This window comes from Aurantimonas marianensis (assembly GCF_024195285.1).
Classification (GTDB): Bacteria; Pseudomonadota; Alphaproteobacteria; order Rhizobiales; family Rhizobiaceae; genus Aurantimonas; species Aurantimonas marianensis.
Window position 1 is genome coordinate 1 of sequence record NZ_JALHBS010000106.1, and the last position, 12,787, is coordinate 12,787.

Annotated in this window: 10 protein-coding genes and 1 pseudogene; 7 read left to right on the top strand and 4 right to left on the bottom strand. The window is 66.0% G+C overall.

The features are described 5' to 3' along the window. Nucleotides 1-137 (bottom strand): annotated as a pseudogene (locus MJ956_RS16660) (zinc metalloprotease HtpX); the annotation flags it as partial. A 214-nt stretch (nt 138-351) separates the two neighbouring features. On the opposite strand from MJ956_RS16660, the gene MJ956_RS16665 reads away from it, so the two are divergent. The 4 genes from MJ956_RS16665 to MJ956_RS16680 all read left to right on the top strand — a co-directional run bounded on the left by MJ956_RS16665 (nt 352) and on the right by MJ956_RS16680 (nt 3,815). After that, complete coding sequence (locus MJ956_RS16665) at nt 352-618, top strand: DUF1674 domain-containing protein (protein ID WP_253965566.1); 267 nt, start codon at nt 352-354, stop codon at nt 616-618. A gap of 249 nt (nt 619-867) precedes the next feature. Further along, complete coding sequence (locus MJ956_RS16670; RefSeq protein ID WP_253965567.1) at nt 868-1,386, top strand: thermonuclease family protein; 519 nt, start codon at nt 868-870, stop codon at nt 1,384-1,386. 115 nt (nt 1,387-1,501) lie between these two features. Beyond that, nucleotides 1,502-2,782, top strand: a complete 1,281-nt coding sequence (locus MJ956_RS16675) for an SAM-dependent methyltransferase (protein WP_253965568.1) — start codon at nt 1,502-1,504, stop codon at nt 2,780-2,782. Nucleotides 2,783-2,927: 145 nt separating this feature from the next. Beyond that, complete coding sequence (locus MJ956_RS16680) at nt 2,928-3,815, top strand: PRC-barrel domain-containing protein (protein ID WP_253965569.1); 888 nt, start codon at nt 2,928-2,930, stop codon at nt 3,813-3,815. A 500-nt stretch (nt 3,816-4,315) separates the two neighbouring features. Here the strand turns inward: MJ956_RS16680 and acs are convergent, their stop codons facing one another. The 3 genes from acs to MJ956_RS16695 all read right to left on the bottom strand — a co-directional run bounded on the left by acs (nt 4,316) and on the right by MJ956_RS16695 (nt 8,356). Beyond that, a complete protein-coding gene (gene acs, locus MJ956_RS16685; RefSeq protein WP_253965570.1) occupies nt 4,316-6,265 on the bottom strand; it encodes an acetate--CoA ligase in 1,950 nt (649 codons plus the stop codon). 87 nt (nt 6,266-6,352) lie between these two features. Next, a complete protein-coding gene (locus MJ956_RS16690; protein ID WP_253965571.1) occupies nt 6,353-7,435 on the bottom strand; it encodes an AI-2E family transporter in 1,083 nt (360 codons plus the stop codon). A gap of 246 nt (nt 7,436-7,681) precedes the next feature. Next, nucleotides 7,682-8,356: a YggS family pyridoxal phosphate-dependent enzyme gene (locus MJ956_RS16695; RefSeq protein ID WP_253965572.1), complete on the bottom strand. Its 675-nt coding sequence runs from the start codon at nt 8,354-8,356 to the stop codon at nt 7,682-7,684. Nucleotides 8,357-8,520: 164 nt separating this feature from the next. On the opposite strand from MJ956_RS16695, the gene leuS reads away from it, so the two are divergent. The 3 genes from leuS (at nt 8,521) to holA (ending at nt 12,775) form a co-directional block, all read left to right on the top strand. Then, on the top strand, nt 8,521-11,121 hold the full coding sequence (leuS, locus tag MJ956_RS16700; protein ID WP_253965573.1) for a leucine--tRNA ligase: 2,601 nt from the start codon (nt 8,521-8,523) through the stop codon (nt 11,119-11,121). Then, nucleotides 11,108-11,656 carry a hypothetical protein gene (locus MJ956_RS16705; protein ID WP_253965574.1) on the top strand — a complete coding sequence of 183 codons (549 nt, stop codon included), beginning with the start codon at nt 11,108-11,110 and terminating at the stop codon, nt 11,654-11,656. Before leuS ends, MJ956_RS16705 begins: the two co-directional genes overlap by 14 nt. Before the next feature lie 69 nt (nt 11,657-11,725). Continuing rightward, nucleotides 11,726-12,775: a DNA polymerase III subunit delta gene (gene holA / locus MJ956_RS16710; protein ID WP_253965575.1), complete on the top strand. Its 1,050-nt coding sequence runs from the start codon at nt 11,726-11,728 to the stop codon at nt 12,773-12,775. The last annotated feature ends 12 nt before the right edge of the window (nt 12,776-12,787 follow it).

Consider the following 12,787-nt stretch of genomic DNA (forward strand, 5'->3'; position numbering starts at 1 on the left):
CAATAGGCGAAGAGGTTCATGCCGGCGGCGATGACGAAAGCGATCATCATGCCGGCGCGGCCGCCGACCAGAAGCCCCAGCCCCATGAAAAGGGCGGTCATGAAGGCGATCAGCATCGCCGTCTTGATCATGTTCATGGGACGGTCCCAACTCCTTTGCTGGCGGCGCGGTCGATCCGCGCCTATCGCCTGCGAATCTGGTGATCGCAGGTCGCCGCCGCAATGTCGACGCCGCGCGAGCGTTTCAGCCGCTCCGCGCAATGACCGCCGCGACCGCGCTGGTCGCTGTGGGCAATTGCCGAACGGCTCCCTATCTTGCCAGCACCGATCGTCGACCAGGACCATCCCGCCAATGACCAACCCCGAAACGTCAGACTCCCCGCAAGCCGCCGCGACCGACGGGCCGGCCGATCCGGACCGCAACGACGCGCCCTCTGACCGTCGCTGTCTATCGGCCGCTGCCCGGCGCGCCCTTGCCGAGGCCGAAGCACGGCGTCGCGATCGCGACGCAGAGGCGAGCGATCCGGCCGGCCGGCGGAAGGAGCTGAATGGCCGCGACGGCCCGGAACCGGTCCGCTACGGCGATTGGGAGAAAAACGGCCTGATCTCGGATTTCTGATTTGCGGGCTCCAAGCCCGGAAAAGCGGGCTGCACCCGGCATCCAAGGGCAATGACGAAGGATGCTTTTCAGCTTATGATTGTGGGCACCCTGTCCTAAGGGAAACCCATGCCATCCACGAGGCAACTCAGCGTGGGGAAGACACGACACCTGGAGCGAGCCTTCGCGCTCTGGTGGACTAATTGACTTCTTTCGAATCCGGTATAGGAATAATATCCGCATCACAGATGATTCGGATCGTCCGCTGCCGTGAGACATTTCATCCATACCATTTTCGGTTGCACTGCCGTCCTGCTTGCGCTCGGGGTAGCGACCGGTGCCGGCGAGACCGGCGATGCGTATCTGCGCGAGATCGCCGGGCCGGTGGAGGCGCGTGTGATCAAAGTACGCGACGGCGATACGATCATGGTCGAGGCGTTCATCTGGCCGATGCAGTCCGTCCATGTCGCGGTTCGCCTGCGCGGGATCGACGCCCCGGAGCATCGCGGCGGCTGCCCGGCGGAGAAAGCCGCGGCGCAAGTGGCGACAGATCGGCTCAAGCAGCTGCTTGGCGGCGGAAACGTCACCTTGACCGGCATTTCCGGCGACAAATATTTTGGCCGCGTGCTGGCCAGCCTGTCGGCAACGGACGGCATCGACGTCGCCGACCGGTTGCTGCGCGAGGGCCTTGTTGTCCGTTATGAGGGCGGAAAACGGCGCGATTGGTGCAAAGGCGCCGTGTTGGGTGACCTCGGCACAGCCGAACGTCGGCAAGGCGGGCGCGGATAGGCTTGTTCGGCCGTAGACCCCCGACAAGCATTGCGCGCCTGTGTCGCCGACCGTCGCTTCTTTCACACGCTGTGGTAGCCTCTTCACGAATTTCACGTGAAACAGGAGGCCGGTCATGGCAACGGGCGAAGCGAAGCTGGAAGCCATCGTCCGGCAGGCGATCGCCGCTTTCCAGCCCAAGATCGCGGTCCGGCTGTGGACCGGCGAACGCATCGGTCCCGCGGACGGACCCGTCCTTACCCTGCACGATCCGGCCGCAATCGCACGCCTCGCCATCCGCCCGACCATCGCCACCGCCGTGGAATTATGGATGGCCAAGGCCGCCGATATCGAGGGCGGCACGATCTTCGATATCGCCGCCGCGCGCTCCGACATCCGCACCAGGGACGCGCTGAAGAAGCTCGACAAATTGCGGATCGCCGCCGCGCTGCCGGCGCTCTACGCCCTGGCGCGCAAGGGCACGAAGGACGCCAAGGCGGCACCCCAGGCGGGCGTCGGGGCCGATGCCAGCGGCTCGTCGATGGCGGCGATCCAGTTCCATTACGACATCTCGAACGATTTCTACCGGCTCTTCCTCGACGAGAGGATGCTGTATTCCTGCGCCTATTTCGACGGCTGGCACGACGACATCGACAAGGCGCAGCGCGACAAGCTGGAGATGATCTGCCGCAAGCTTCGGCTGAAACCGGGCGAACGCCTGCTCGACATCGGCTGCGGCTGGGGCGCGCTGCTGATTCATGCCGCCGAGAATTACGGGATCACCGGCCACGGCGTGACGCTGAGCCAGGCCCAATACGACCTCGCTCGCGAACGCGTCGCGGCGAAAGGACTGGGCGATCGGGTGACGATCGAGCTCAAGCCCTTCCAGGAGGTCGCCGGAAGCTTCGACAAGATTGCCTCGATCGGCATGTTCGAGCATGTCGGCTGGGCCCATCACGACGCCTATTTCGCCGCCGTGCGCAAGCTCTTGCGGCCGAACGGTCTCTATCTTCACCACGCCATCACCCGGCCGGCCAAGGCGACCGACAAGGCCTTCTTGAAGGGCACCAAGGAATATGCGGCGATCATCCGCTACATCTTCCCCGGCGCCGAACTCGACCATGTCGGCCACTCCGCGCAAAAACTGGAGGCGCACCGTTTCGAGGTGCATGATGTCGAGAATTGGCGCGAGCATTATGGCCGCACCTGCCGGCTCTGGCACGACCGTCTGCGCGCCAATATGGAGGAAGCGTCGCGGATCGCCGGAGAGCCCCGCGCCCGGCTGTGGCTGCTCTATCTCGCCGGCGTGTCGCTGGGCTTCACCCGTGGCGGATTGCTGATCTACCAGACGCTCGCCTCGCGGCGGGCAAAGGGACCGGCCGAGCTGCCGCCGACGCGGCGCGACCTGTATCGGTAAGGACAGGGCGAATCGCAGCCTATACCGCCTCCGTTCCGCGCCGTGGTCGCGGCGAAGATCGGATTTCGATCGATTCACTTAGTTTCTCGCGGAACTTCTCTCCCTGTGGATCATTATTTCGTGATCACCAATGGGAGTTAAAGCAATGAGAAACGCTCTCTACACGGCCCTCCTTGCGGGCGTCGTCATGCCCTTCGCCGCCTTCGCGCAGGATGCCGCCACCCCGCCGCCAACCGATACGCAGCCAGCCACCGAGGCGCCCGCAGACGCCACCGCGCCGGCTGATGCGACCGCACCGGCCGACACCACGGCTCCGGCCGAGGGAACCGACGCCGCGGACCCGGCCGAAGGCGAACCGATGTCGCTGGACGATTCGAGGGCGATGCCCGATTCGGGCGCGGCGCCGGACGCGGCGCAGGCCCCTGATGCCACCGCCACCGATGCGGCTCCGGACGCCGCGGCGATGGACACGGCCGGGGCGACCGACGCGACCATGGCCGACGGCCCGTTCGTCGTCGTTCCGCCGACCGGCGCGTGGCGCGTCGAGGACCTCGACGGCCAGGACGTCTATGACACGGCCGGTGAACGGATCGGGTCGATCACCGATGTGCTCGTCTCGGAGGACGGCACCGTAATCGCGGTGCTCGTCGGCGTCGGTGGCTTCCTCGGCATCGGCCAGAAGGATGTCGCGGTGGCGATGGACGCGCTCCAATTCGGCCCAGGCAAGACCGAAGGCCTTCCCAAGGAGTCCGAAATGGCGGCCGCCGCTCCCGCGCCGGCCGACCCGGCCGCTGGCGGCGCGGCGACGAGCGTCGACCCGGCTGCGGGCGGAGCGGTCGAGGCCCCGGCCGAGCCGCAGACCCCGGTGGTTGGCGAGGACAATTTGCCGGACCGGATCGTCTTGAACGTCTCGCGCGAGCAGCTTGAGGCCGCGCCGGCCTATGGCGAGCCGGAAGAAGCCGAGGAAGCCGCGCCGGCTCCCGACGCGGGGATGGTTCCGGCCGAGGGGGAGCCGCAACCGGCCCAGCAATAACGCCACTCGGATCGGCCCGATTTCTGCGGCCGATCTTTCCATCGCCACCCGTCCCGGTCATCGACCGGGGCGGGTTTTTTGCGTTCCGGGACCGGCATGGCCGTAAACGGTCGAGGAGCCCCGCAAGCGGGAGCGGAATACAGGGGCCGGCCGCTCCCGGTCTGCCATTCGACCGCCGCTGGCGGACCCCGCCGCCGGAATGGATTCGCCGAATCAAAAGGCCGCTTCCCGTTTCCAGGAAGCGGCCCCGTGACTCTCGTATGCCGGGGGTCTTTCGACCGTGACCGGACCCGACTGTCTCAGGCGAAGCGCGAAGGCTGCTCCGTCGCCTGACCAAGACATTGAGACCCAACCGGCATCTGGAAATCACTCGACATTGGATCACCTCCTTTCGCTTCGTTAAACACGCCGTAAGTATGGGGCCATAAAACGCGCAAACGCAAGACAATGGCGTTTTTCGCGCCAGCCTGACGCAAGTTCGTCGTCCCCGGCGACGCCGATCAGGCCTTCCGGTTCTCCCGGTTTTCCACCAGATCGTCGACCACGGCCGGATAGGCAAGCGTCGAGGTGTCGCCCAGCGCGCCAAAGTCGTCCTCGGCGATCTTCCTCAGGATGCGCCGCATGATCTTGCCCGAGCGGGTCTTGGGCAGGCCCGGCGCGAACTGGATCTTGTCCGGCGAGGCGATCGGCCCGATCTCCTCGCGGACATGGGCGACAAGCTCCTTCTTCAGGGCTTCGGACGGCTCTTGGCCCTCCATCAAGGTGACGTAGCAGTAGATGCCCTGGCCCTTGATGTCGTGCGGATAGCCGACCACGGCCGCCTCGGACACCTTGGGATGCGACACCAGCGCGGACTCGACCTCCGCCGTGCCCATGCGGTGTCCGGAGACGTTGATCACGTCGTCGACGCGGCCGGTGATCCACCAATAGCCGTCCTCGTCGCATTTCGCCCCGTCGCCGGTGAAATACTTGCCCTTGTAGGTGGAAAAATAGGTCTGCTCGAAGCGGTCGTGATCGCCGTAGATCGTGCGCATCTGGCCGGGCCAGGAATCGGTGATGCAGAGATTGCCTTCGGCCACGCCCTCCAGCGCCGTGCCGTCATTGTCGACGAGCTGCGGGATGACGCCAAAGAACGGCCGTGTGGCGGAGCCGGGCTTGAGATCTGTCGCCCCCGGCAGCGGCGTGATCAGGATGCCGCCGGTCTCGGTCTGCCACCAGGTATCGACGATCGGCGAGCGCTCTTCGCCGACGACCCGATAGTACCAGTTCCATGCCTCCGGATTGATCGGCTCGCCCACCGTCCCGAGCACCTTGAGGCTCTTGCGCGACGTCGTCGTCACCTTGTCGTCGCCGGCGCCCATCAGCGCCCGGATCGCGGTCGGCGCGGTGTAGAAAATATTGACCTTGTGCTTGTCGATGACCTGCCAGAAACGCGAGGTATCCGGGTAGTTCGGCACGCCCTCGAACATCAGCGTCGTCGCGCCGTTGGCAAGCGGCCCGTAGACGATGTAGCTGTGGCCGGTCACCCAGCCGACATCGGCCGTACACCAGTAGATATCGCCGTCATGATAATCGAAGACGTATTCGTGCGTCATCGCGGCAAAGACGAGATAGCCGCCTGTCGTGTGCAACACGCCCTTCGGCTTGCCGGTCGAGCCTGAGGTGTAGAGGATGAACAGCGGGTCCTCGGCGCCCATTTCCTCCGGCGGGCAGTCGGCGGACGCTTTTTCGCGCGCTTCGTGCCACCACACGTCGCGGCTCTCGGTCCACGGCACGTCGGCGCCGGTGCGCCGGACGACCAGCACGGTCTTGACCGCATGGCCAGCCTTCGCGGCGATGTCGCAGGCCCGGTCGGCGTTCTTCTTGAGCGGCACGGTGCGCCCGCCGCGCAGGCCCTCGTCGGCGGTGATCAGGACGTCCGAGGCGGCGCCGTCGAGCCGGCCGGCCAGCGCGTCCGGCGAAAAGCCGCCGAAAACTACCGAATGGATCGCGCCGATCCGCGCCGAGGCGAGCATCGCATAGGCCGCCTCCGGGATCATCGGCATGTAGATCGTCACCCGGTCGCCCTTCTTCACGCCCCGCGCCTTGAGGGCGTTGGCCATGCGGCAGACCTCCGCGTGCAGTTCGCGGTAGGTGATCGCCTTCGATTCGGACGGGTCGTCTCCTTCCCAAAGGATCGCCGTCTGGTCGCCGCGCTTGTCCAGATGCCGGTCGATGCAGTTGGCGGCGACGTTGAGCGTCCCGTCCTCGAACCAGCGAATGTCGATATTGCCGGGGGCGAAGGAGGTGTTCTTCACCTTGGTGAAGGGCGTCATCCAGTCGACGCGCTTGCCGTGCTCGCCCCAGAACCCGTCCGGGTCCTCGACGCTGCGGCGGTACCAGGCCTCATAATCGTCATTGGTGAGCTTCGCGCGTGCCTTCCATTCGTTCTTGACCTGGATAATGTTCATGTGTCGCCTCCCGTATCGTCCCGGCGGTCCCCCGCCTCTTGCAGGCAACTTAGGGTGAAAGGGGAGAGGCGGTCCAGCCGCGACCCGTCAGACTTTCGGGGGTAGCGTGTCTTCGGCGGGGGCCGTCTCGCCGACATAGCCGCCAAGCGTATCCTTCACATAAAGATCCTCGACCATGGTCTTGACGATGGCGACGAAGGGCACCGCCAGCGCGACGCCGACCAAACCGAACAACAAACCGAAGACAAGCTGCGATCCGAGCGTCAGGGCCGGGGGCAGGGCGGTGGCCCAGCGCTGCGCCATCGGCTGGGTGACATTGCTCTCGACACCCTGGATGACGACATAGACCGCGAGGCCGTAAAGGGCCATCTGCGGGCTGTCGGCAAAGCCCGCCAGGACGATGACGACGCCGGCGACGAAGGGCCCAAGCGTCGGCACGAAGGCGAGCAGTCCCGCCTGCAGCGCCAGCAGGAAGGCGTTCGGCATACCGATGGCCCACAGGCCGAGAAGCGAGACGACGAAAACCGTCGCCATGGAGATCGCCTGGCCGGCCAGCCACATCGTCAGCTGATGCGCGCTGTTGCGCAGCGTTGCGGTGATCCGCGCGCGCCGGGATATCGGAAACAGATTGACGATCCCGCGCCGGTAGAGATCCGGCTGCCATGAAACGAAGATAGCGATGAACGCCACGACGAAGGCATTGCCTATGCCGCCGAGGATGGCGTAGGCGGCCCGGGACGCTGACGAAAACAGACCCGAGGCGCTGGGCAGCAACCCACCTATCGTCTGGTCGTCCGTTTCGGTGCCGCCGGACAAACCCGACTCCTGGACCATTTCCGCCAACCGGTCGATCTGGCCCGCCACGGTTTGGGCGAGGTCGTTGAACTGCTGGAAAATCACCACCCCGCCCCAGACGAAGCCCGCCGCGATCAGCAGGAATAGCAGGAGATAGGCCACCAGAAGGCCGACCGTACGGGGAACACCGGCATATCCGAGTCCGGACGCAAGGCCCGTAAATGTCGCCGCCAGCAACAATCCCGCCAGAATGAGGAAAAAGGCCAGCGATGCCGTCCAGAACACGAACACCGCCATGCCGACGGCCGTGACGATCGCGGTCGCGATCAGGGTTCTGCGGACAAAGACTGTCTCGCTCGCTGTCTGCTCTGCCATGCGAAGGCCTCTGCGATGATGACGAGAGGCAAAGCCGAGACCTGACTTTGCCGATGCCCATCAGAATAGGCAATTTGGGAAACTATCCACTCCATCGTTGGCCAGCCAAGCTTTTCCCGCGGTCCGCAGCCCTGCGGCGGGTTGTACGCATCCGTCGCCGGCACGGCATGCAATTTCGCCAATGCCGTCGGTCCTTGCGTTGCTGAGCCTGGGACGAGGAGCCTTGATCCTGACCGCGACGCCGCGTCAGCCGTACTCCCGCTCGCCGAAGATCGCCGAGCCGACGCGCACGGACGTCGCGCCGAAGGCGATCGCCGCCTCGAAATCGCCGGACATGCCCATCGACAGCTTGGCGACCCCAGCCTCGCCGGCGATCTTGGCCAGCAGCGCGAAATGCGGGCCGGGATTTTCATCCGCCGGCGGAATGCACATCAGCCCCTCGATCTCCAGCCCATGCTCGGTCCGGCAGCGGGCGACGAAGGCCGCCGCCTCGCCCGGCGCGATGCCGGCCTTTTGCGGCTCCTCGCCGGTATTGACCTGAACGTAGAGGCGCGGATGCCGGCCCTGCTTGGCGCCTTCCCTGGCGATCGCGGCGGCGATCTTTTCCCGATCGACGCTCTCGATGACGTCGAACAGCGCCACCGCCTCGCCGGCCTTGTTCGACTGCAGCGGGCCGATCAGCCGCAGCTCGATGTCGGGGAAGCGTGTGCGCAGGGCCGGCCATTTGGCCTTGGCCTCCTGCACCTTGTTTTCACCGAAGATCCGCTGGCCGGCGGCGATCACCGGCAGGATCGCCTCCGCGTCATAGGTCTTGGAGACGGCGACGCGGTCGACCGCGTCGTCGGGCCGGCCCGCGTCCTTCGTCGCCGTGGCGATCCGTTCGCACACCGCCCGGTAACGTTCGCCTATCGTCTCGTCCATGCTCATCCTTTTGCCGCTTCGGCGGCATTCAGCGTCGAATTTGCCGCGATTCGGCGAAATCTCGCCGGTTCGTGTTGAACGGGACGCGAACAACGGAGTAAGTCAAGCCGCATTGCCCACGCCCGACGGCCGCAGATGGCCGCGCCAGGATACCGACCCGCCGCATGTCATCAGAACGCTACAACCCCCGCGCATCCGAATCCCGCTGGCAAAAGGCCTGGGAAGAGGCAAAACTCTTCGAGACCCGCACCGACGCAGGCGGCGAGACCTATTACGTCCTCGAAATGTTTCCCTATCCCTCCGGCCGCATCCACATGGGCCATGTGCGCAATTACGCCATGGGCGACGTGGTGGCACGCTACAAGCGGGCCAAGGGCTTCAACGTCCTGCACCCGATGGGCTGGGACGCCTTCGGTATGCCGGCCGAGAACGCCGCGATGCAGAACAAGGTGCATCCGCGCGAATGGACTTATCAGAACATCGCGACGATGCGCGGCCAGCTCAAGTCGATGGGCCTGTCGCTGGACTGGTCGCGGGAGTTCGCCACCTGCGACATCGATTATTATCACCGCCAGCAGATGCTGTTCCTCGACTTCCTGGAGCACGGCCTCGCCTATCGCAAGAAATCCAAGGTCAACTGGGACCCGGTCGACCAGACGGTGCTGGCCAACGAGCAGGTGATCGACGGCAAGGGCTGGCGCTCCGGCGCCGAGGTCGAGAGCCGCGAGCTCACGCAGTGGTTCTTCAAGATCACCGACTATGCCGAGGATCTCGACGCCGCGCTCGACACCATGCCCGGCTGGCCCGAGAAGGTCCGCACGATGCAGCGGAACTGGATAGGAAAGTCGCGCGGCATCGAGATTCCGTTCCCGCTCGCGGCCCCTCTGGCCGGACACGATGCGATCACCTGCTTCTCCACGCGGCCGGACACCCTGCACGGCGCGAGTTTCCTTGCCATCTCCCCCGATCATCCGCTGTCGATCGCGCTTGAGGCCGGGAATTCCGACCTCGCCGCCTTCAATGCCGAATGCCGCCGCGTCGGAACCTCGGAGGAAGCCTTGGAGAAGGCGGAGAAGCGCGGCTTCGACACCGGTCTGAAGGTACGCCATCCCACCGAGGACCGCGATCTGTCGGTTTGGGTCGGAAATTTCGTCCTGATGGGCTACGGAACCGGCGCGGTGTTCGGCTGTCCGGCGCACGATCAGCGCGATCTCGACTTCGCCCGCAAATATGGCTTGCCGGTCCGTAACGCGTTCTTTCTGCCGGGCGACGAAACACCCGTGGAGGCCGAGGCGCTCGTCCCGCCGAAGTCCGAAACGGTGGTCTTTGTCGATCATTTCGCCGGTCTTGCGGAGCTGACGAGCCAGGAAGCGATCGACCGCACGATCGACTGGTTTGAGGCCGAGGGCCTGGGCAAGGGTGTCACGCGCTACCGCCTGCGGGACTGGGGCATCTCGCGCCAGCGCTACTGGGGCTGCCCGATCCCGGTGCTGCATTGCGAGGCTTGCGGCGTCGTGCCGGAGGCCAAGGCAAACCTCCCCGTCAAGCTTCCCGACGACATCGATTTCGACAAGCCCGGCAATCCGCTCGACCGGCACCCGACCTGGCGCGATGCTATCTGCCCGCAATGCGGCGGAACCGCGCGACGCGAAACCGACACGATGGACACCTTTGTCGATTCCTCCTGGTATTTCGCCCGCTTCACCGCGCCCCATGCCGACGCGCCGACCGATCCGCAGGCCGCCAATGCCTGGCTGCCGGTCGACCAGTATATCGGCGGCATCGAGCACGCGATCCTGCATCTTCTCTATTCGCGCTTCTTCGTCCGGGCGATGCGGGCCTGCGGCCATCTCGATCTCGACGAGCCGTTCAAGGGCCTGTTCACGCAAGGCATGGTGGTGCACGAAACCTATCGCGAGGGCCGCGAATGGGTGCCCCCGGCCGACGTGGCGATTGCGGAAGGCGAGAGCGGCCGCGTCGCGACCCGGGTCTCAACCGGTGCCGCGCTGGAGATCGGCGGCATCGAAAAGATGTCGAAATCGAAGAAGAACGTCGTCGATCCGGACGACATCATCGCCTCCTATGGCGCCGACACGGCGCGCTGGTTCATGCTGTCGGATTCGCCCCCCGACCGCGACGTGATCTGGACGGAAGCCGGCGTCGAGGGCGCCCACCGCTTCGTGCAGCGGTTGTGGCGCCTGGTCGCCGACACCGCGCCGCGCCTCGCCAGGGCGCCTGAGCAAGGCTCCGGCGAGGACGCGTCCGTCTTGGCGATCCGCCGCGCCGCGCACCGCACCGCCGCCGGCGTTGCCGACGACATCGAGCGTCTGGCCTTCAATAAGGCGGTCGCGCGGATCTACGAACTCGTCAACACGCTTGCCGCGTCGCTTCCCAAGGTTTCCAGCGACAGTGATCCGGCGCTGAAGGGGGCGGCCCGGGAGGCGCTGTCGATTCTGGTCCGCCTGATCGCGCCGATGATGCCGCATCTGGCAGAGGCGTGCTGGGCCGAATTGGGCGAGCAAGGGCTTGCCGCGGCGGCGCCCTGGCCGAACGTCGCCCCGGCGCTGTTGCGCGACGATACGGTCACGCTGCCGGTCCAGATCAACGGCAAGAAGCGCGGCGACTTGACCATGCCGGTCGCGGCCGGCAAACCTGACGTGGAACAGGCGGCGCTGGCGCTCGACTTCGTCCAGTCGGCACTCGCCGGCAACGCGCCGAAGCGTATCGTGGTCGTCCCCGGGAGAATCGTGAATGTCGTCCTCTGATCCCGCGCGGTCACGCGCCCTTGTGGCCGTCGGCCTCGCCCTGGCGATTTTGGCGCTGCCGGCTTGCACCGCCCGGCCGCTATATGCGTCCGCCGACAATGCGGACATGCTTGCGCCCGGTGGCGCCCTGGCGGCGCTGCGTGGCCGAATCGCCGTTTCAGAGGCCAATTCGCGGACCGATCAGATCGTCCGCAACGCCCTCCTGTCGCGGCTGAACCAGGGAAAGCGGGTGGCCCAACCGCTCTATGAGGTTCGTCTGAGTGTCAACGGTGGCGAAACCGGAATCGCCATCGAGGCGGGAGGCGGGCTCAGCTCCGCCCTCTACCGCATGACCGCGCGATATCAGCTGGTCCGGATGTCGGACAATCAGGTTGTCGATGCAGCCAGTCGCACCGCGACGGTGCCATTCGATCGAACCGACCAGCTGTATCAAAGTCAGCGCGCGCTGATCGACGCGCGCCAGCAGGCGGGTGAGGACGTCGCCGCCCAGCTGGAAATTGCGCTCGCGCGCGCGCTCCGAAAGGCCGGCGTCTGACGGCAAGCGCCATCACCGGCGGGCGATGAAGGACATTGGCACGACAGATCGCAAGGACGGACGCGGACAATGGCGCAAAAGAAGGCGGGCGAGGTCGAGGCGTTTCTCTCGCGCCCCGATTTTTCGTTTCCGGTCATCCTGCTTTACGGCCCCGATCCGGGTCTCGTCGCCGAACGCTCCGCCAAGATCGCCGAGATGTCCGGCGTCGACCGCGACGACCCCTTCGCGGCGGTGACGCTGGCGGCCGACGAGTTGGAGAAGGATATCGGCCGGCTCTATGACGAGGCCCGAACCGTCTCGATGTTCGGCGGACACCGTCTCATTCGGGTGCGAGGCGCCGGCGCCGGGAAGGCTCTGGCGGAAGCGGTCGGCGATCTCGCCGCTTCGCGGCTTGAAGGCGCCCTCGTCGTCGTCGAAGCCGGCGACCTCAAGAAGAGCGCCGCGCTTCGAAACAACGTCGAGCGGGGGCGCTTCGCCATGGCGCTGCCCTGTTACCAGGACGAGGGCAGGGCAATCGACCGGATGATCGACGAGGAACTCGGCCAAAGCGGGTTGTCGATCGACCGGGAGGCGCGCGACGAACTGCGCGCCCGCCTCGGGGCCAATCGCCTTGCCTCCCGCGGCGAAGTCCGTAAACTCTGTCTCTACGCTTTGGGCGCGCCGTCGGTAACCGAGGCCGATGTGCGGGCAATCGTCGGCGACGTCTCGGCCGACACGCTTGACGAGACCATCGACGCCGCGGCGAGCGGCGAGGTCAAGCGCCTGCCGCATCTCATCGACCGGCTGGTGTCGGCCGGGACAGCCACCTTCCAGCTGCACCAGAATCTGTTGCGCTATTTCCAGCAGCTCCAGACCATGCGCGAGATGGTCGAGCGCGGCGGCGAGGCGATCGGGCGCGTGGTCGAGCGGCGACGGCCGCATTTCCGGCGCAAGGCGGCTCTCGAGGCCGCGCTGGCGGCCTGGCCGCTGGAAGAGATCACCGCCATTCTCCAGCGGATCGAGCGCGACATCCTCATGAGTCGCAAGGAAGGAGGGCTCGCCTTGACGATCACCCAAAAGACCTTGCTCGACATCGCCGTGGAGGCGGCTCGCCTGCGCGCCCGGGGCGGCCGCGCCTGAGAGCCTCCAGAC

Excerpts from the sequence above, each read along its gene's own strand:
- MJ956_RS16665 (WP_253965566.1), top strand. The coding sequence starts at position 352 with ATGACCAACCCCGAAACGTCAGACTCCCCGCAAGCCGCCGCGACCGAC.
- MJ956_RS16675 (WP_253965568.1), top strand. The coding sequence starts at position 1,502 with ATGGCAACGGGCGAAGCGAAGCTGGAAGCCATCGTCCGGCAGGCGATC.
- MJ956_RS16680 (WP_253965569.1), top strand. The coding sequence starts at position 2,928 with ATGAGAAACGCTCTCTACACGGCCCTCCTTGCGGGCGTCGTCATGCCC.
- acs (WP_253965570.1), bottom strand. The coding sequence starts at position 6,265 with ATGAACATTATCCAGGTCAAGAACGAATGGAAGGCACGCGCGAAGCTC.
- MJ956_RS16690 (WP_253965571.1), bottom strand. The coding sequence starts at position 7,435 with ATGGCAGAGCAGACAGCGAGCGAGACAGTCTTTGTCCGCAGAACCCTG.
- MJ956_RS16695 (WP_253965572.1), bottom strand. The coding sequence starts at position 8,356 with ATGGACGAGACGATAGGCGAACGTTACCGGGCGGTGTGCGAACGGATC.
- leuS (WP_253965573.1), top strand. The coding sequence starts at position 8,521 with ATGTCATCAGAACGCTACAACCCCCGCGCATCCGAATCCCGCTGGCAA.
- MJ956_RS16705 (WP_253965574.1), top strand. The coding sequence starts at position 11,108 with ATGTCGTCCTCTGATCCCGCGCGGTCACGCGCCCTTGTGGCCGTCGGC.
- holA (WP_253965575.1), top strand. The coding sequence starts at position 11,726 with ATGGCGCAAAAGAAGGCGGGCGAGGTCGAGGCGTTTCTCTCGCGCCCC.